Source organism: Amycolatopsis dendrobii (assembly GCF_014145675.1).
GTDB classification, from domain to species: domain Bacteria; phylum Actinomycetota; class Actinomycetes; order Mycobacteriales; family Pseudonocardiaceae; genus Amycolatopsis; species Amycolatopsis dendrobii.
In genome coordinates, this window is record NZ_JACGZW010000009.1 from 94621 (window position 1) to 113210 (window position 18590).

Here is an 18590-nt window from a genome sequence, read left to right on the forward strand (position 1 = left end):
AGCCCGGCTCGGTTCTCTTGCCGGGCTCCGGAGGTCACCAGCCGCGGTTTTTCCGCGCGTCGTCCGCCATCTTGTCGGACTTGGCTTTCGCCTCCGCGGCGGCGTCCCGCACGTCCTGTTTGCTGGGCTCGCCGACCTCGTCCAGGTACTTCTTCTTTTCGGGGTCGCTCCACTCCTTCGGGTCGTACTTCCCGTTTTCGAGGTCGTCCCAGTCCTTCTTGGTCGGCCCGATGCCCTGCTCGTTCCGGTTGCCCCATTCGGTGCGCATCGAGTTTCCGTCCAGCGGCTTGTCCGGGCGCTTCCAGTCCTTATGCGGGTCGGAGTCGACGTCGATCGGCTTGCCGTTGTCGTCGAGCCGGTAGGGATGCCCGTCCGGAGCCTTGTTGTACTCGTCGATCGTGGGATGCCGCCCAGACGGCGAGGGCAGATCGTGGAACCGCTTGATGATGTCGTCCACGTCTTTTTCGGTGTAGTTCTTCGGGTTTTCCTTGAGATCGGTGAATTCGAGGAAGGACTTGTGCCACTTCTCGAATTCTTCCTTCTTGCCGCCGGGCCAGTCGAAGTCCGCGCTGTCGCCGATGTCCCGGGTGGCCTGGTTCATCTGCTTGGGGTCGGTGATGCGGTCCGCTTGCTGGCCGATCGGACGCCAGTTCTTGTCGAGATCCGGGTGGTCCTTGTGCTTGTAGCCGCCGCTCTTGTCCAGCGAATCGCTCGGCCACTTCGGGTTCTCGGTCTTGATGTTCTCGTTCTTGTCGACCTTGAGCTTGCCCGCGATCCCGTCCTCGATGTTGCCGATCCGGGTCGAAACGCCGCCGATCCCGGCATTGGTGTGCTGCGGGCCGAGCGGCAGGTTCTTGGGCTGGTTGTGCAGCTTCGGCAGTTCGTCCTCGCCGTATTTCTTGGTCAGCGCGCTTTGCTTGTCGACCGGCTGCTCGTGTACCCAGTTCTTCAGTCCGTCCCGCATCTTCTGGAACGAGATGATGTGCCGCTGCGCCACATCGCTTCCGGCCTTGTGGAACGGATCGTTTTTGTCACCGGTCTGGTTCTTGCGCGCGTTCTTGGCGTCTGAGTTCCACGCCATCCGGTCCCAGACGTCCTCGTCCTTCTTTTTCTTCGCCTTCGACTTGCCGTCGGAGCCGCCGGAACCGTCGTCCTTGTCGTCGCGTTTGCGCTTGTTTTTGCCCTTGCCGCCGTCGGCGGCGGCGGACTTGCTGCTTCCGCCGCCGTTGCCGGCGTTGTGCTTGGCCGTGGAGTCCGCGGGCGGCGGATCCGTCGCCTTGCCTTTGCCCTTTCCGCAGCCTTCGAGGCCGAGCGGATCGTAGGCGGCGAACGGGTCGGGGACGTAGGCGACCGGGTTCGGCCCGCCCTCCAGCCCGAGCGGGTCCTGGCTGAGGTAGCGCGCGGCGGCTGGGTCGTAGTAGCGGAAAACGTTGTAGTGCAGGCCGGATTCCGCGTCGGCGTACTGGCCGGGGAACTGCAGCGGGATGCCGCCGGGCCGCACCCGGCCCCACAGCGAACGACGCGCGGTCCAGGCGAGGCCGCCGTGCTCGTCGATCAGGTCGGTCGGCGTGCCAATGGCGTCGGTGACGACGGACGCGAACCGGTCGCCGCCCGGGCCGCGTTCGAGCTGAGTGACCGGTTCGTCGCTGCCCGGTCTGCGTTCCCAGGTGGTCGTCCGGCGCACTCCAGCCTGGTCGGTGTGCACCTGCTCGATGAGCACGAAGCCATCCCACACGAACCGGGTCGATTCGGCGACGGAACCGTCGGCCAGCAGCCGTTCCTTGGCGATCCGGCGGCCGAGCGGGTCGTACCGGTAGCGCCACTGGGCGCCGTCCGGTGTGCGCAGGCCGGTGAGCAGGTCGCCGGTCCAGGCGTACTCCCACACCCGCACGCCGCCCGGATGCACCTCGCGGTGCCGGATCCGGCGGCCGAGGGAGTCGTAGTCGGCGGACAGGCCAGGGCTGCCCGACCAGGCTGTCAGTTCGCCAGCCGGGTTGTAGCGCAGTTCTTCCCTGCCTGCCGGGGAAGACACCGTGACCACGCGTCCGGCCGGGTCCCGCGCGAAGGCGGTTTTCCCGGAAAGGCTGTCCTGCACCGCGGCCAGGCTGCCGTCCGCGTAGTACTCGAGTCCGCGCCGCTGCACCGGCGTTGTTCCACGGGAAACCTGCTGCGCGGTGACTAGCCCGCGCGGGCCGAACACCTGCTGCAGGGTGCTGATCCCGTCGGTGTCGCGGGCGAGCACGCGGCCCTCGTCGTCCAGCCGGTAGCGCACGGTGTGTCCCGCCGTGGTCAGCGAAACCGGCCGGTCTTCCTCGTCGAACCGCCACACGCTTTCCGCGCCCGACGGTGTGCGGCGGCGGATCGTCTGGCCTTGCTCGTCGTAGGAGAAGTGCACCTCGACGCCGTCGATCGCCTCGCGGACGACCCGGCCGTACAGATCGCGGTCGAACTCCACCACGGAATCCGCGGACTCGACCCGCACGACGTTGCCGACCGGGTCGTAGGCGTAGCGCACGGTGCGGTGCGGACCGCGGACCTCGATTCGGTTGCCGAGCAGGTCGTACTCGTTCTCGGTGACCGAACCGTCCGGCTCGGTCACCCGGATCGGCTGCCCGGCCGCGTCGTAGGCGTAGGTGCGGGTCCGGCCGTCGAAATCGGTCTGCGCGACCAGCCTGCCGAGCGGGTCGTAGGTGTAGGTCCAGGTGCGGTTCAACGGATCGGTGACCGAGGTCAGCCGGAGTTCGGTGTCGTAGGTGTAGCTGGTGCGCGCGCCGGACGGGTCCACGACCGCGGTGACCACGTCGAACGGGCCGTACTCCCGCCGGGTCACCCGGCCGAGTTCGTCGACGTGCTCGATTTCGTTGCCCTCGCGGTCATACCGCCACGTCGCACGCTCGCGGCGCACCCCGATCCGCGAGGCGGGTTTGCCATCGACCGTCCAGCCCAGCTGCGTCCGTCCGCCGCCTGCCTCGGGCGTCGAACGCGGCCTGCCGAACTGGTCCAGTTCCGCAGCGGGGTCGTCCGGCTCGGGCTCGCTCGCGAAGAACTCGGGCAACTCGAGTGCGGAGCCGGGCTGGTCGTACCGGCGCTGCCAGCGCAGGCCGTTGCCGTGCACTGTGATCGCGGCCAGTTCGGTGCCGTCGTGCTCCAGTTCGGCGAGGCTGCCGTCGGGGCGGGCGATGGTGAGCGGTGTGCCGTCGTCGGCGTAGGTGTACTCGGTGACCCGGCCGAGCGGGTCGACCCGGCGGAGCAGATTGCCGTAGCGATCCCATTCGGAGAGCGTCACGTTGCCCAGCGGGTCGGTCTCCCGGACCGGACGGCCCTCCGCGTTGTACTCGTACTCCGAGACGTGGCCGAGGGAATCGGTGAACCGGGTGATGCGGGCGGCGGGGTTGTACTCGAACGCGCCGTTGTAGAAGCCTTGCGCGCCCGCGGTGCGCACGCACCGGCCTTCGGCGTCGTAGACGTAGCGGTAGCTGACGCCGTTGCGGTCTTCCCAGGTCGTGACCCTGCCGTCGGGGTCGTAGGTGTAGCGCTTCGCCGTCCCCGAGGAGTTGACGACCTCGGAGAGATGGCCCTGGTAGTTGTAGCGATAGCCGCGCACGACGACGTCCGGAGCCGGGCCGGCTCCGATCACCCGCAGTTCGGTGATCCGGTGCCCGTTCGTGCGGAAGCCGACCTGGACCCCGCTCGAATGCGTGAGCAGCGCGGGCGCGCCGGTGTCCGCATAGGACAGTTCGGTCCACGATCCGTCGGCGTCCTCGATCGAGCGCAGCGGCAATGTCTTGCCCTCGCCGGAAAACCGCATCGTCCGGTCCGGGCGCACCTGGTCGATGGCGCAGCTGCCGTCGGCGTGCCGGGTCAGCGGCCAGCGCGCGCCCTCGATCGGCAGCACCGGCTCGTCCCCGGCGGGCATCGGGTAGTAGAGGATGACGCCTTCCGGCCCGTAGTACCGGACGTATTCCTCGCCGAACTCCAGCCGCTGGTCCACAGTGGACGCCCACGTCGGGCCGAACCAGCGCCCGGTGCGGTAGGACGAGCGATGTGTCCGCCGCACCAGCAGGTGCGCCAGTTCGAGATCGAAGTCCTCGACGAGCACCTCGCCGCTGGAGATGACGACCGGGTCGGTCTTGCATTCCGGCTCGGGGTCGCTCTGCTTCTTCGCGCCGGACGTCTCGGTGCCGCCTGCCTGCCCGGTGTTCGACTCGTTCCCGCCGCGGTCGGTTTTGCCCGCTTCGCCGCCGGATCCGCCGTTGCCCTCGTCTTTGCCGGGTTCGCGCGGCGGCGGCTCGTGGTTCCCGCCGCCCTTGTTTTCGCCCGGGCCGTCGTGCGCGCCGGAGGTGTTGGTGGACTCGTCCTTGACAGGCGGCGGTTTCTCGCCGCCGCCACTGCCGCCGCCCTTTTCGTTCGGGGTGTCCTTCGCGCTGGACGGCTTGGTGGAGCCGCCGCCTGATTTGATGTCCTTCGGCGTGTGCGTGGCGTCCTTGCCGCCGGACTTGATGCCCTTCATCGACTTGGCGACATCGTCGAACAGGCCGCGCGCCTTGGTGAGCAGCTTGCCGAGTTCCTTGAGCGCCTTGGTGAGGTTCTTGACCAGTTCGGCGATCTGCTTGGCGGTCTTGGCCACCAGATTGACCACCTGCGGCACCACCCAGGCCATCCCGATGCCGAGGGTGAACAGCACCTGCAGCGCCCACGAGATCAGGTGCGCCACCACCTGGGCGATGATGTCGCGCACCAGCATCCGCACCGCGCCGACAACCTCGCCCGCGGTCTTCACCCCGCTGCCCGCGCCCTCGCAGGCCTTCGCGGCGCCTTCCAGGGTCTTGGCGACCTCCTCGGCCTGTTTGCGATAGGCGTCGGCGCTGCCGCCCTCCCACGACTCAATGTCCTTTTTGACCTGTGCGGCCAGATCCTGCGAGACCGAGCCGACTTCTTTGGCGACGTTCTTCCAGGTTTCGGAGTACGCGTGGACCTGATCCGGGTCGCCGGCCAGTTTGTCGAGCGCTTCCTTGAGCGGGCCGACGTGCTCGATCAGCCAGCCGACGCCCGCGGCGAGGATCGCGCCGAACGGGTCCATCACCGCGGCGAGCGCTTCCATGCCGACCCCGACCGCGCCCATCACGGTCGCTGCCCAGTCGCCGGACTCGATGCCGTCCTTGAGGCCCTTTCCGGCCTCGAGGATCGAGATGCCGGAGATCGCCGAGGTCGAGTCCTTCTTTTCGGCCACCAAAGGATTCGACATGCCGGCCCTTCTCCACGCTCAACACCATCTCTTGGGCGCGCAGCCGATTTCGTACGCACGGCCCCCGGTGCAGGTTACCGACCGTTCCCGGGCGTCAGCCGCGGTGTTGCACGGAATTACCCCGTAGGTACCCGCGCGTGCTCGCCGCGAACACGGCAAAACCCGCCGCGGTTTTCGAGGAATCCGCGGCGGGCCGGCGAGGTGGAACCGCGGGCCGGTGCCGGTCGGGGGAGGGGAGTGCAACGGCACCGGCCCGCGGAGTTCTTGGTCGCGACCGGCGCGTGGCGGCCGGTGCGATGATCTTCAACCTAGCGTCCGATTACTGCGTCCGCTAGGTGTTCTGCCGGACATTTTTCGATTAATCGCGTTCGGGGTCAGGGGGTGGCCGAAGGTGGTCCGTCGCGCTCGGGGGGACGGACGGACCACCCTCGGCCGGGCGAGGATGCCGGGCGACCTTGCCGGTTGGGGTTGCCGGACGATCGCGCGCTCGCCAGTCGAGGCCGGGTGAGGTGCTCCGCCCGGAAGCACCCCACCCGGGTGATCAGGCGCTGACCGGACGCGGCTTCACCAGCGCGTGCCTGCCAGTCGTTTCCGCGGCCGATTCGGCTCGCCGGTTCTGCCCGGGAACGGCCGGGATCGCGGCGCGGCGGCGGGTCGGGCGATGCCCGGCAGCGGAGAGCGCCTGCGGGGCGAGACCGCCCGCCACCAGGTGCTCGTGCGCCACCTGCCACACCGAGCACGGCGCCTTGCAGCGGTGCCAGCGCGTCGAGCAGGTGGGGCAGTCGCCGCGCTCGTCGGGCTCGTGCGCCTGCAGCATCGCGCGCCAGCCCTCGGCGAGCCGGGGCAGTTCGGAGCGGGCGACCGAGACCAGCGACGGGGCGTCGGCGCGTTCCGCCAGGTCGGACAGCATGTCGAGGCGCTCCCATACGGCGTTGCGGAGAACCTGACCGAGAACCTGATCCATGGGGAAACTCACCGTCACCTTTCCGCCATAGTGGCGGCTTCGTTGAGCGCGGCCCGGAGCTGGCCGAGCTGGCCGGACGTGAGACGGGCGGTCTCCCCCGGCGGGGACACCACGACGACCTCGTCGTCCTCGACGAACACCGTGACGGCGCGCTCGCGGCTGATGAGATCCCCGCACTGCACGCGCCACACGACCTGACCGCCCTCGAAATGCCGCACGCCCGCGGTGCGCGGGTCGGCGGACACCGAAGCGGCGACGGCGGAAGCGACAGTAGGCGGCACCGGACGTGCCGTGGCGATTCCCGGTGCGGGCCGAACGGACCGCACCGCGGTCCCGGCTTGTCCTCCACCGAGCGAATCCACGAACTCCACTGTCCCTCCACGCTTTCTCGTCCCGGGCCGCTGCACCTTGCGGGATGCATCAGCGCCGGCAGATCTGTGTCGTCGGGTCCATCGCTCTCCGTGATCGCCGCGGGTGACCGGGCGCTGACGGAGATCTGGCAACTACAGTGAAGTGAAACCGGGTGCGAGAGAAGGTCGAAACCGCGTCATAGCGGTGACCGGACCGCGTTCCACGGTAAGCGGTCAGCGGAGTTCGGCCCTGCCGATCAACCCCGCTGTTCGCGCGTTTCACAAGGTTCTCGCGTGTGCTTAGGGTGCTGATCAGACGCCCAGGAGACGGTGAGGGGGCGCAATGGCAATGGATGCCAGTGCTGGCAGTGGTTCCGGAGTCTCTAACGCAGACACCCGGTCAGGCAATCCGGTTCCGGCCGACGCCTGGGAACAGCCCGAGATGCGGGAGGCGCTCGCCGCCCGCGAGGTCAGCGCCGTGTACCGGCTGTTGCGCAAACACGGAGTATCGCAGCGCCAGATCGCCGCGATGACCGGCCAGTCGCAGTCCGAGGTGTCGGAGATCCTCAAGGGTCGCCAGGTCATGGCCTACGACGTGCTCACGAGAATCGCCGACGGCCTGGGTGTCCCTCGTGGATACATGGGTCTCGCCTATGACGAGACCACGGCGATACGGGTCGTCGGCGCGTCCGACGGCCGGCAGGCTGAGGAGGACGAGTCCGTGAAGCGACGGAGGTTCCTCGCGCACGCCGCCCAGGTCACGATGGGTGCGGCGGTGTTCGGTCCGGAATCAGGCACGTGGTCGGAGGCGCCCGCGCGCACTCCCGCCCCCGGGCGCATCGGGACGACCGACGTGCGCCAGGTCGAGGCGGCGACCAGAGCCTTGCGCGCGCTCGATTACCAGTACGGCGGCGGATTCTGCCGCGACGCCGTCGTGGCCCAGCTGTCCTGGGGACAGCAGATGCTCGACTCCAGCGCGGCCGAGCAGGTGAAGAACCGGCTGTACACCGCGATCGCCGACCTGCACAGCCTCGCCGGATGGACCTCGTTCGACACCGGTCTGATGGACTCCGCCCGCGGCCATTTCGCGCAGGCGCTCGACCTGGCCAAACAGGGCGGCGACCACCACCTGGTGGCGAACGTGCTGTACCGGATGGGCCGCGTCTACCTGCACCAGGACGCCGCGAACGACGCGCTCAAACTGTTCCAGCTCGGCCAGATCGCCGCGCAGGAATCCGGTTCCGAGCTGGCCGTCGCCGTGCTCTGCGCCAACGAAGCGTGGGCCTACGCGATGATGGGCAACGAGGAGCAGTCGGTGAAGCTGCTCGGCCGGTGCAAGGACGAATTCGCGCGCGCCGACCTGGCCACCGCCGAATCGTGGGTCAAGTTCTTCAACGAGACCGATGTCTACGCGATGACCGGCACCGTGCACACCGTGCTGGCGATGAAGAATCCCGAGCACACGAAGTACGCGATCCCGGCGCTGAGCCGGGCGGTCGACGCCTACACCGACGACATGGCGCGCAGCAAGGCGTTCATGCTCAGCGCGCTCGCCACGAATCACCTGCTCGAGGGCGATATCGACCACGGCGTGAAGATCGGCGGCAAGGCCATCGAATGCGCGGAGAGCATCAAATCCGCGCGGGTCAAGGACCGGATGCGGCCGCTGCAGGCCGAGGCCGAACGGCGGCGCAACAACCCCGACGCACGCGACCTCGCCGACCGGCTCAAGATCTTCTACGCGGCCTGACCCGACCGGATTCGCCTTGCCCGAAGGCAGGTTCACCCCTGCGAAACTGCGCCGGGTGCTGGCGGCTGTCTGCGCTCGGCTCGGCTTCGATCCGGCGGGCGCGCGGCTGCTGCGGTTCACCAACAACGCGGTGTTCGCGCTGAACGGGGCCCCGGTCGTCGTGCGGATCGTCGGCTCCACCCGGCTGCGCCACCGCGTCGGCACGGTCGTGCGGGTGGCCGAGCATTTCGCCCGGTACGACGTGCCCGCGGTCCGGCTGCTGTCCGGGGTCGAGCAACCGCTTGACGTGCAAGGGCATCTGGTCACCGTGTGGGATCTGGTGCCGTTCGCCGGACCGCCGCCGACCCCGGCCGACCTGGCCGGACTGCTGCGGCGGGTGCACGCGCTGCCCCCGCCGGACGGCCTTCCCGAATGGGAGCCGCTGCGTTCGGTCGAGGCGAGGGTCGCCGACGCGGAGGAGCTCGCCGAGGCCGACCAGCGGTTCCTGCTGGAGCGCTGCGCGCAGGTGCAGGACCGGCTCGACACCCTGGATTTCCCGCTGGCCAGGGGATTCGTGCACGGCGACGCGCATCCGGGAAATGTGCTGCCCGGCCCGGACGGACCGGTGCTGTGCGATTTCGATTCCTCGTGCGTCGGCCCGCCGGAATGGGATCTGACGCCGCTCGCCGTCGGCCGCGACCGGTTCGGCGACCCGCCCGCCCGGTATGCGGAGTTCGCCGCGGCCTACGGGTTCGACGTGACGGTCTGGCCGGGGTTTTCCGTGCTCAGAGCGGTGCGGGAGCTGAAGCTGACGACGAGCGTGCTGCCGATTCTGCGCAGCCATCCGCCGGTGCGGGCTGAACTCCGCCGTCGGCTGGCGGACCTGCGCGCTGGCCGGACGGACACCGCGTGGACGAGATACCGTTGAGCGGGATTCTGCACGTGCATTCGCCGACTGCAGATGACCGTTCGCCGCTTTCCATCGATGGCTGACGAGGTATCGCTGCGCAGCGATAATTCGGCCCGGCAGATCGCCCCGGATAGCGTACTGCTAGTCCCATTGTGCAAGTTGCGGCTACCCGCCGTCACCTTGGCCGGTCAGGACACCGTGACCGGAGCCCGGGTAAGCACCACGGCGAAGCCGAAGGCGAGCCCCATGACGGTCAACTCCAGCGTTGCCCACGAAGCGAGCGCCGTCCGCTGGTGTCGCACGATGCGCGGCATCAGCCGCCACCGCAAGTTGGCGGCCAGCAGCGCGATCGCGCCGGTGCACAGCACCTTCAGCACCATCAGCTGGCCGTACGGCGTGGTGAACACACCAGCCCAGAAGCCGATCGTCGGATTGGCCAGGATTTCCACGATGCCGTTGAACAGCCCGGTCACCGCGGAGAGCACCAGGCACAGCGTCGCCAGTTTCGAGAACCGCGGCAGCGCGTGCGCGAGCAGCGTCCGGTTGGCCGCCAGCAGCACGATCATCGCGCCTAGGCCGCCGCACCAGGCGACCGCGCTCATGACGTGCAGCTCCATCGAGATCATCGTGTAGTCGTGATAGGCCCAGTTCGACGCGTGACCGGTGACCGGCAACGGCAGCAGCGCGAACATTCCCAGGCCCACCCGCACCTCGGCGGGCACCTTTTCGCCCTTGCGCAGTGCGACGAACCCGAGCGCGGCGTGCAGCAGTGCGAGCACCGCCACGATCACCAGCGCCTTGCCCGCGCCGACGTCGGCGATGTAGCTGCCGATATCGCCGCCGGTCAGCATCTTCTTGCCCGGCTTGTACTCCGCGGTCTGCAGGATCAGCGCGACCACCGCCGTCGCCGCCCAGATCAGCGCGGCGGCGACAGCGGCGGGACGGGCCCGGCGCAGCACCGGTTCGGTGAGCTTCGGCCGGTCATAACCGACCAGCACGGACAACAGGGCCAGGCCGATCGTCGCGACCGCGGACAGGTCCAGCAGCACGCGCACGATCGGGATGGCCGCCGAGACCACCTCGCTGGGTTCCACCACGCCCGGAATGGGCGAGGACGCGGTGAGCGCGATGCCGATCAGCGCGCCCAGCAGTCCCGCGACGACCACGCAGGCGAGCGTGGCCCAGCGGACCGCGGAGGTGGTCTCGGCTCGCGTCACTGGTCCGCCTTGTCCGATCCGGGGTCGCGGCCGGTGCGCAGCGCGACGGTGAGGCCGATCGCGAGCAGCACCACCGCACCGGCGATCCACACCCAGATCGGCACGCCGCTCGACGACGAGGACTCCGCCGGAGCCGACTGGGCCGGAGCCCCGGCCGCCTTCGCCGCGTCGCCCTTGGCCGGGGTGCCGGTGCCCGCGGCGGTGAGGGTGAACGGGATCTCGCCGGACACCGGGTGCCCGTCGGCGGAGAGGACCCGGTAGCCGACGGTGTACTTGCCCGCCGGGCCGAGCGGCCGCAGCGGCGCGCTGAGCACGTTGTTCTCCACCGTCACCGGGCCCTCGGCCCACTGGCTGCCGTCCGGTCCGGTCACCGCGATCTGGTTGACGTCGGCGTTCTGCACGTACTGGTCGAACGTGAGCGTGACCTTCGCCGGGCCCTTGGCGAGCGACGCGCCGTTGGCCGGGTCGGAGTTGATCAGCACGTTGTGCGCCAGCGCCGGGGTGGCCGTGCCGAGCAGGGCCACCCCGGAAATCGCCAGCGCGATAAGCGCTTTACGCATTACTTGGTTCCTTCGGTCTTTCCTGCTGCCGGGCGACGGGAACGCAGCACCGCGCCCGCGCCGACGCCGAGCCCGAGCGCGCCGACCACGAGGCCGGCCCCGCCGAGCCAGCGCGCCGTGTTGTCGGATGACGAAGCGGCTTCGGCGTTGTCACCGGAGGCCGCGGTCTGCGTGTGGCCGCCGTGCTCCGAGGATTCGGCGGCGGCGAGCTTGATGGTCGGGGCGGGGTGCTCCGGCTCTTCGCCGCTGGGCGGGGTGGGCTGGTTCCAATCCACCACTTTGCCACCCTCGTAGGTCTGGACCGCCGGGAACTCCAGCTGGTCCACATTGGACGGCAGCGGGCCGCCGCTGACCTCGAACTCCTGGAATTCGGTCGAACCGATCTTCGTGCCCGGCTGCGCGGTCCAGACGACCTTCGTGACCGCCTCGGTGATCTTCGTGCCGGACGCGGTGGTCACCGGCTGCGGCAGCTTCGACTTGGTGACCTCGGCGGTCCAGCCGGGGATCGGCTTGGTGCGGAAGTTGCCGATGCCGTACTCCGGTTTGACGTCGACCTCGACCTTGACCGTGCCGAGCTTCGCGTCCTCGTTCGGGACGCGGAAGAAGATCGTGCCGTAGCCGCCCTTGGCCGGCTGGTCGCCGTAGACGTTGGCGGTCACGTGCGCGGACGCGATGCCGGCGCCGAGCAGACCGGTGGCGGCGACGGTCGCGGCGAGCACGCCGGCACGACGGAAGACATGGTGGGACACAACTGCTCCTGAACAGGGGTGAGCCGACGGAGGCAGGGCCTGCGCCGGAAGGGGGGAAGGGGTGGTGAGTGCTGATCACGGTTAGCACCGGGATCGCCGCTCACGAGGGGTTCAGGAGCCCCCAGGCGGCCCGCGCCGCCCCCGCACCCGCCGCAACTCCACGCTCAGCAACGGCACCGCCCGCTCAGGCCGTGCCCGCACCACTCCACTCGCCGCCACTGGCACCGGCAACGGCCGGACCAGCAGCGGAAGAATCACCCGCACCACGCGCAGCACCGCGAGCAGCATCGCGTCCGCCCGCGCCAGCACCAGCGCGGTGAGCAGGGTCGCGACGGCGTGCGCCGCGGTCATCTCCCAGCCGTCTGGAGCAGCGGCCGCACCGGACGGGTCGTGCCCGCCGAGCGTCGTCAGCACCAGGTGCATGACGAGCTGTCCGCCGCCGAGCACGGCGATCGTGCCGAGCGGTCCGCGGGCCCGGCCGGCGAGCGCGGTGGCGGTCCAGCCGAGCAGGCCGGTCAGCAGAAGAGTGAGCGCGGGATCCGGCAGCCCGCCGTCGGCGACCGCGTGCGCGGTGACGGCGAGTGACGCCGAACTCAGCGCGAGCAGTCCGCCGCGGACAGCGGCGAGTGCGCCGCGGTGCCGGGCCGGAGTGCTCATTCGGGCAGCTTAACGGCACTCCGGTGGGTGACTGAAGCGTCTCGAATGGTGAGCACCTGCGGAAAACGCACAGGTAGGCGGGTCTCGATCCGGTAAAAACCGCCCGGTGGGGCCCGTCGCTTCGGTTGCCGACCCCTCGTTGATGCGAAACGGTGGGTAATCACAACCGAGAAGTGGGGGTTTCGACCGTATCCGTTCCGGGTAGTCACCCTGCCGATTGATGGGCTACTCCGAACGGGTGACGTCCGGGGCTCGCAAGCTGGCGGGAGAACGAATACGGATGAACCTCTTCGAGTACATCTCGGACCGGTGGGGAAGGCTGCTGCTCCAGGCGTGGCTGCACACCAGCATGGTCGTGCAGTGCACGATCCTCGCCGCGATCCTCGGCGTGCTGATCGGCATCGCCGTCTATCGCAGCCCCATCGGCTCCGCCGTCGCCACGGCGCTGGCCAGCACGATCCTCACCGTCCCGTCGTTCGCCCTGCTGGGTCTGCTGATCCCGCTCTCGGGACTCGGCTCGACCACCGCGGTGATCGCGCTCGTGCTGTACGGCCTGCTGCCCATCGTCCGCAACACGATCGTCGGCCTCGACGCGGTCGACCCGGCGATCACCGACGCCGCCCGCGGCATCGGGATGAGCAGGCTCTCCGTGCTCACCCGGGTCGAACTGCGGCTGGCCTGGCCCGCGATCCTCACCGGCATGCGGGTCGCCACGCAGATGCTGATGGGCATCGCGGTGATCGCGGCCTACGCCAAGGGCCCCGGCCTCGGCGCGGAGGTCTTCTCCGGCCTCACCAACGCCGGGAGCACGAACTCCCTCAACCAGGCCCTCACCGGCACCCTCGGCGTGGTCATCCTCGCGCTGGTGCTCGACGGCATCTACGTCCTGATCAAGCGATTCACCATTTCTAGGGGTGTCCGTGGCTGAGCACACTGCGACCGAAGAAAACGTCTCCGGCGTCGAGATCGAACTCGACCACGTCACCAAGCGCTACTCCGGCACTCGCGCCCCGGCCGTCGACGACTTCTCGATGGTCGTGCCCGCGGGCAAGATCGTGGTGTTCGTCGGCCCGTCGGGCTGCGGCAAGACCACCACGATGCGGATGATCAACCGGCTGATCGAGCCGTCGTCCGGCCGGATCACCATCGGCGGGCAGGACGCGCTGAAGCTCGACGTGGACACCCTGCGCCGCCAGATCGGCTACGCGATCCAGCAGGCCGGGCTGTTCCCGCACTTCACCGTCGCGCAGAACATCGCCGTCGTGCCCGGCCTGCTCGGCTGGGACAAGAAGAAGGTCTCCGCACGGGTCGAGGAGATGATGGACCTGGTCGGGCTCGACCCGGCCGATTTCCGCGACCGCTACCCGCGCCAGCTGTCGGGCGGGCAGCAGCAGCGCGTCGGGGTGGCCCGCGCGCTCGCCGCCGACCCGCCGGTGCTGCTGATGGACGAGCCGTTCGGCGCGGTCGACCCGATCACCCGCGGCAACCTGCAGGACGAACTGCTGCGGCTGCAGACCGACCTGAAGAAGACGATCGTCTTCGTCACCCACGACTTCGACGAGGCGGTCAAGCTCGGCGACCGGATCGCGGTGCTCGGCAACCAGTCGAAGATCCTGCAGTACGACACCCCGGAGTCGATCCTGGCGAACCCGGCCGACGACACCGTCGCCGGTTTCGTGGGCGCCGGTGCCTCGCTCAAGCAGCTGACCCTGCTGCGGGTGCGCGACGTCGAACTCCAGCAGGACGCGCTCACCACGACGATCGACGAAGCGCCCGCGGACGTGCGGGAGAAGCTGAGCAAATCGCGCAAGCCGTTCGCGCTGGTGCTCGACCAGCGGCGACGGCCGATCCGCTGGGTGCACGTCCGCGAGCTGACCAACGCCACGTCGCTGGGTTCGGTCGGCAAGCCGCTGCGCGACATCGTGAGCCTCCAGTCGACGCTGCAGGACGCGCTCGAGGCGATGCTCGCCGAAGGCGGTTCGGTGCCGGTCACCGGCGCGCGCGGCGAGTACGCGGGCACGATCAAGCTGGACACCGTCATCGCGACCATCCAGCAGTTGCGCGACGAGCACGCCGACGACCACGTCGACGAGGACGGGGCCACGGCATGACCGCTGCCGTCGATACCGGATTCAGTACCGAGTCAGGCTCCCGCCGCGCGGAACGCGTCCGCCTGTTCGCCCAGCCCGCCGTGGTCGTGCTGATCGTCGCCGTGACGCTGATCTGGGTGTTCGCCAGCGGGCTCACCGCGACCGAAAAGGAAACGCTGAACGCGGAGTCGCTGCTCACCGCGCTGCGCGACCACGTGGCGATGACCGTCGTGGTCACCGCGATCGTGGTGCTGGTGGCGGTGCCGCTCGGCATCATCGTGACCCGGCCGTGGGCGAAATGGCTCGCGCCGGTCTTCCTGGCCATCGCGAACATCGGACAGGCCGCGCCCGCGCTCGGCGTGCTCGTGCTGTGGTTCATCTTCACCGGCGCGGTCGGCGGGCTCTGGGTCGCCGCGTTGCCGCTGGCGTTCTATTCGCTGCTCCCGGTGCTGCGCAACACGATGGTCGGCATCCAGCAGGTCGACCCGTCGCTCATCGACGCGGGCCGCGGCATCGGGATGTCCGCGCAGAAGGTGTTGTGGCGGGTGGAATTCCCGCTCGCGGTCCCGCTGATCCTGGCCGGCCTGCGCACGTCGCTCGTGCTGGCGGTCGGAACCGCGACGTTCGGCATGTTCGTCAACGCGGGCGGGTTCGGCCTCCTGATCGACACCGGCTACAAGCTCAACCTGACGAAGGTGCTGATCACCGGTTCGGTGCTGGCCGTCGCGCTGGCACTGCTGGTGGACTGGCTGGGCGCGGTCGCCGAGCAGTACTTCGGACCGAAGGGACTGCGCTGATGAACGTCCTGAAAAAAGCGGGGGCGCTGGTCGGCGCCGCCCTGCTCGCTGGGACGCTCTCGGCGTGCGGGCTCGACGTCAACACCTCGATCCCGTTCAAGATCGAACCAGGGTCCATCCGGCCGATCTCGTCGCTCGAGGGCCAGCGGGTGGTCGTCGGGTCGAAGGACTTCACCGAGAACATCATCCTCGGCTACATGGCCGAAATGGCGCTGAGCGCGGCGGGCATGGACGTCGTCGACCTCACCGACATCAAGGGGTCGAACTCGTCGCGGCAGGCGCTGCTCAACGGGCAGACCGACGTGACCTGGGAGTACACCGGCACCGGCTGGATCAACTACCAGGGCAACGAGCTGCCGGTGCCGGGCGGGGAGAAGGCGCAGTACGAGGCCACGAAGAAGGCGGACGCGGAGAAGTACGGCGTCACCTGGCTGAACTACTCGCCGCTGAACGACCAGTACGCGTTCGCCACCACCGAGGCGTACGCGGCGAAGAACAACCTCAAGTCCACGTCGGACCTGGCGAAGTTCCTCACCACGCACCCCGATCAGAACCGGTTCTGCCTGGAGACGGAGTTCACCAGCCGCCAGGACGGGTTCCCGGCGGCGGTCAAGGCGTACGGGTTCAAGAACCCGAAGATCGAGAACTTCGGCATCGGCACCATCTATTCGGCGGTGGCCAACGGCACCTGCCCGGTCGGCGAGGTCTTCACCACCGACGGCCGGATCTCCGGGCTGAACCTGCGCGTGCTCGAGGACGACAAGAAGGCGTTCCCGCAGTACAACGCGGCGGCGACGCTGCGGACGGAGTTCCTGAACCAGCACCCGGAAATCCGCGGACCGCTGGAGACGGTGGCCGCGGCGCTCGACAACAAGCAGATGGTCGAGCTGTGCAAGAAGGTCGACGTCGACGGCAAGGACGCGGGCACCGTCGCGCACGACTGGATGCTGGAGAAGGGCTTCATCAAGTAGCGCTTCCCGGCAGCGGAAAGGGCCCCTTGAGTTCGCTCAAGGGGCCCTTCGCCGTTTTTCAGATGCCCAAGCGGTGCAGCAGCTGCTCTTCCAGCCGGTCCAGTTCGCCGGTCACCGCGCGGTGCGCGGCCTTGCGCCGAGCCGCGGGCATGCGCTCGGCGGCGCGCACCGTGGCCGACAGCTGTTCCAGCGTCGACTGCGTTTCGACAGCGAACTTCTGGTCCTGCTCGGTCGCCTTCGCCGACTTCTTCAGCTCGCCGAGCCCCTGCACGAGACCCGCGATCCGGGCGTGCAGCGCCGCGCCGCGGCCGGTGTACTCGCCGAGCTGGTCGACGGCGACACCCAGCTTGCGGGCCTGGTAGCGGTCGTACGCCTCCCGCGCCGCGCCCGCCGCGCGGACCGCGTACGGCGCGAGCACCGGCAGCACCGCCGGTCCGAGCACCTTGGCCACCGCGACCGCGTTCTTCGCCTTCTTCGGGGTGATCCGGGCTTCACCCTCGTCCTGCTTGGCCTTGTCTTGCTTGGCCTTGCGCGCCATGGCCGTTACCTCCCACGCCTTCTCCGGATGAACTTACTGGTCCCCGACGTGACGGGCATGTCGGCTCGCGCGGGGAATGTCGTACCCACGATCTATTGTGATCGCTATGGGAGACGAGGTGTTGCTCGACGCGGGAGCAGTGAGTCGTTGCCGCCGCCGGGTGCACCTGGAACACGACCCGGCGATGCGCGACGTGCCGTTGCCGCCGCCGGATCCGACCGCGCAACAGCGCATCGACGACGCGACCGCGCACCGCGAGGAAATCCTCGAACAGCTGGTCGCGGCCTCGGGCCCGGACGCCACCTGGGCGCGGGTGCCGCGCACCGCGCCCGCGGGCGAGCGGGTGCGGCTCACCGAGCAGGCGTTCGCCGATGCCGTGCAGTACATCTGGGGCGCGCTGCTGCCCGCCGATCCGGTCGGGCACCGGCGCGGCGGCATCGACTTGCTGGTGCGCGTGGGCGACGGATACGTGCCGGTGCTGGTGGTCCGGCACCGGATCACCGACCGCGGCCAGGGCGCGCCCACCACCGCGATGACGGAGCTGGACCCGGCGCGCCGTTCGCCGGACGAACTGCGCAAGGTGCGCTCGCAGCCGCGGGACCAGCTGCGGCTCGCCCACCTGCGGCGCATGCTGGAGACGCGCGAACTGGCGGCCGGCGGCCGCGCGATCGGCGGCGTGATCGGGCTGGACGCTGACGTCGTCGTCTGGCACGACCTCACCGCGGGCACCTGGCCAGGCGGCCGCAGCGCGCTGGACGAATACGACGCACGCTTCGCCGACCGGCTCGCCGTGGCGACCGCCGCTGCCACCGGCGCCGAAGCGTTGGCCGCGCCCTCGCGCGTGCTCGAATGCCGCCGGTGTCCTTTCTGGGCCACCTGCGAGGTCGTGCTCACCGAAACGCGTGACGTAAGCCTGGTGGTGCGCGGCGAGGACGCGGGCGAGCTGCGCCGTGTCGGTGTGTCCACTGTAGACAAGCTGGCCGCGCTCGACCCGGCAGCCGAGATGCCGCCGATGAACTGGACCGGCGGCACGTTCTCGGACGCGATCATGCTGGCCAGGGCATGGCTGGCGGACCTGACGGTGGTGCGCCGCACACCGGAGATCGAGGTGCCGCGCGCGGACGTCGAGGTCGACGTGGACATGGAAAGCTTCGGCGATTCCGGGGCTTATCTGTGGGGGACGCTGCTGTCCGGAGCGGACATCGGGGTGCCGCAGGGGTACCGGGCGTTCGCGACCTGGGAACCGCTGCCGACGGTCGACGAGGCGCGGTCGTTCGCTGAGTTCTGGGCGTGGTTCACGGATGTTCGCTCGCGGGCTCTTGCCGCCGGGCTGACTTTCCGGGCGTATTGCTACAACGCGCTCGCGGAGAACCGGTGGCTGTTCGGGTCGGTCGACCGGTTCAGGGAGTACTCCGGGGTGCCGGAGAAGCGGGCCGTGCAGTCCTTTGTGGATTCTGACGAATGGGTGGATCTGTTCCGCAGTGTGACGGATCAGTTCCTGTGCTCGCGGGGCAAGGGGTTGAAGGTGATCGCTCCGGTGGCCGGGTTCTCGTGGCGGGATCCGGAGGCCGGCGGCGAGGCCTCGATGCGGTGGTACCGGGACGCGGTCGGGATGGACGGCGCTGTTCCTGACGACGAACAGCGGGAACGGCTGTTGCGGTACAACGAGGATGATGTGCTGGCGACGAAGGCCCTGCGGGAGTGGATGAGCGGGCGGGCTCAGGTTGAGGTTCCGTACATGCTGGACATCTGATTCGCTCGGAAGCCGCGATGGCGCCGGAGTTTCAGCCGGAAACGGCATAGCCGAGCGCTA

The 18590-nt window shown here is 69.2% G+C and carries 15 protein-coding genes; 7 read left to right on the forward strand and 8 right to left on the reverse strand.

The annotated features are described in order from the left end of the window. Positions 1-34 precede the first annotated feature (34 nt). The 3 genes from H4281_RS26125 to H4281_RS26135 all read right to left on the reverse strand — a co-directional run bounded on the left by H4281_RS26125 (position 35) and on the right by H4281_RS26135 (position 6580). On the reverse strand, positions 35-5245 hold the full coding sequence (locus H4281_RS26125) for an RHS repeat-associated core domain-containing protein (RefSeq protein ID WP_182893572.1): 5211 nt from the start codon (positions 5243-5245) through the stop codon (positions 35-37). Positions 5246-5786: 541 nt separating this feature from the next. After that, positions 5787-6209 (reverse strand): hypothetical protein, encoded by a 423-nt coding sequence (locus H4281_RS26130; protein WP_182893573.1) that lies wholly within the window; start codon positions 6207-6209, stop codon positions 5787-5789. 14 nt (positions 6210-6223) lie between these two features. Then, complete coding sequence (locus tag H4281_RS26135) at positions 6224-6580, reverse strand: hypothetical protein (RefSeq protein WP_037806886.1); 357 nt, start codon at positions 6578-6580, stop codon at positions 6224-6226. 328 nt (positions 6581-6908) lie between these two features. Here H4281_RS26135 and H4281_RS26140 point away from each other — a divergent pair, with 328 nt between their 5' ends. Further along, positions 6909-8309 (forward strand): helix-turn-helix transcriptional regulator, encoded by a 1401-nt coding sequence (locus H4281_RS26140; RefSeq protein WP_182893574.1) that lies wholly within the window; start codon positions 6909-6911, stop codon positions 8307-8309. A gap of 16 nt (positions 8310-8325) precedes the next feature. Next, positions 8326-9216 (forward strand): phosphotransferase family protein, encoded by an 891-nt coding sequence (locus tag H4281_RS26145; protein ID WP_182893575.1) that lies wholly within the window; start codon positions 8326-8328, stop codon positions 9214-9216. 170 nt (positions 9217-9386) lie between these two features. Here the strand turns inward: H4281_RS26145 and H4281_RS26150 are convergent, their stop codons facing one another. The 4 genes from H4281_RS26150 to H4281_RS26165 all read right to left on the reverse strand — a co-directional run bounded on the left by H4281_RS26150 (position 9387) and on the right by H4281_RS26165 (position 12381). Then, entirely contained in the window at positions 9387-10415 is a 1029-nt protein-coding gene (locus H4281_RS26150; protein WP_182893576.1) for a CopD family protein, read from the reverse strand. Then, entirely contained in the window at positions 10412-10975 is a 564-nt protein-coding gene (locus tag H4281_RS26155; RefSeq protein WP_182893577.1) for a copper resistance CopC family protein, read from the reverse strand. The genes H4281_RS26150 and H4281_RS26155 overlap by 4 nt, the downstream gene beginning before the upstream one ends. After that, on the reverse strand, positions 10975-11724 hold the full coding sequence (locus H4281_RS26160; protein WP_182893578.1) for a YcnI family copper-binding membrane protein: 750 nt from the start codon (positions 11722-11724) through the stop codon (positions 10975-10977). The genes H4281_RS26155 and H4281_RS26160 overlap by 1 nt, the downstream gene beginning before the upstream one ends. A 111-nt stretch (positions 11725-11835) precedes the next feature. Next, positions 11836-12381, reverse strand: a complete 546-nt coding sequence (locus H4281_RS26165) for a hypothetical protein (RefSeq protein WP_182893579.1) — start codon at positions 12379-12381, stop codon at positions 11836-11838. Positions 12382-12661: 280 nt separating this feature from the next. Here H4281_RS26165 and H4281_RS26170 point away from each other — a divergent pair, with 280 nt between their 5' ends. From H4281_RS26170 to H4281_RS26185, 4 genes are read left to right on the forward strand one after another with little or no spacing between them, the layout of a single operon-like run. Beyond that, positions 12662-13309, forward strand: a complete 648-nt coding sequence (locus H4281_RS26170) for an ABC transporter permease (RefSeq protein WP_182893926.1) — start codon at positions 12662-12664, stop codon at positions 13307-13309. Continuing rightward, entirely contained in the window at positions 13296-14492 is a 1197-nt protein-coding gene (locus H4281_RS26175; protein WP_182893580.1) for an ABC transporter ATP-binding protein, read from the forward strand. Before H4281_RS26170 ends, H4281_RS26175 begins: the two co-directional genes overlap by 14 nt. Continuing rightward, positions 14489-15268, forward strand: coding sequence for an ABC transporter permease (locus tag H4281_RS26180; protein ID WP_182893581.1), 780 nt, complete (start codon positions 14489-14491; stop codon positions 15266-15268). The genes H4281_RS26175 and H4281_RS26180 overlap by 4 nt, the downstream gene beginning before the upstream one ends. Continuing rightward, entirely contained in the window at positions 15268-16239 is a 972-nt protein-coding gene (locus H4281_RS26185; RefSeq protein ID WP_182893582.1) for a glycine betaine ABC transporter substrate-binding protein, read from the forward strand. Before H4281_RS26180 ends, H4281_RS26185 begins: the two co-directional genes overlap by 1 nt. Positions 16240-16297: 58 nt before the next feature. Here the strand turns inward: H4281_RS26185 and H4281_RS26190 are convergent, their stop codons facing one another. Beyond that, positions 16298-16777, reverse strand: a complete 480-nt coding sequence (locus tag H4281_RS26190) for a DUF6474 family protein (RefSeq protein ID WP_182893583.1) — start codon at positions 16775-16777, stop codon at positions 16298-16300. A gap of 106 nt (positions 16778-16883) precedes the next feature. On the opposite strand from H4281_RS26190, the gene H4281_RS26195 reads away from it, so the two are divergent. Further along, on the forward strand, positions 16884-18530 hold the full coding sequence (locus H4281_RS26195; protein WP_182893584.1) for a TM0106 family RecB-like putative nuclease: 1647 nt from the start codon (positions 16884-16886) through the stop codon (positions 18528-18530). The last annotated feature ends 60 nt before the right edge of the window (positions 18531-18590 follow it).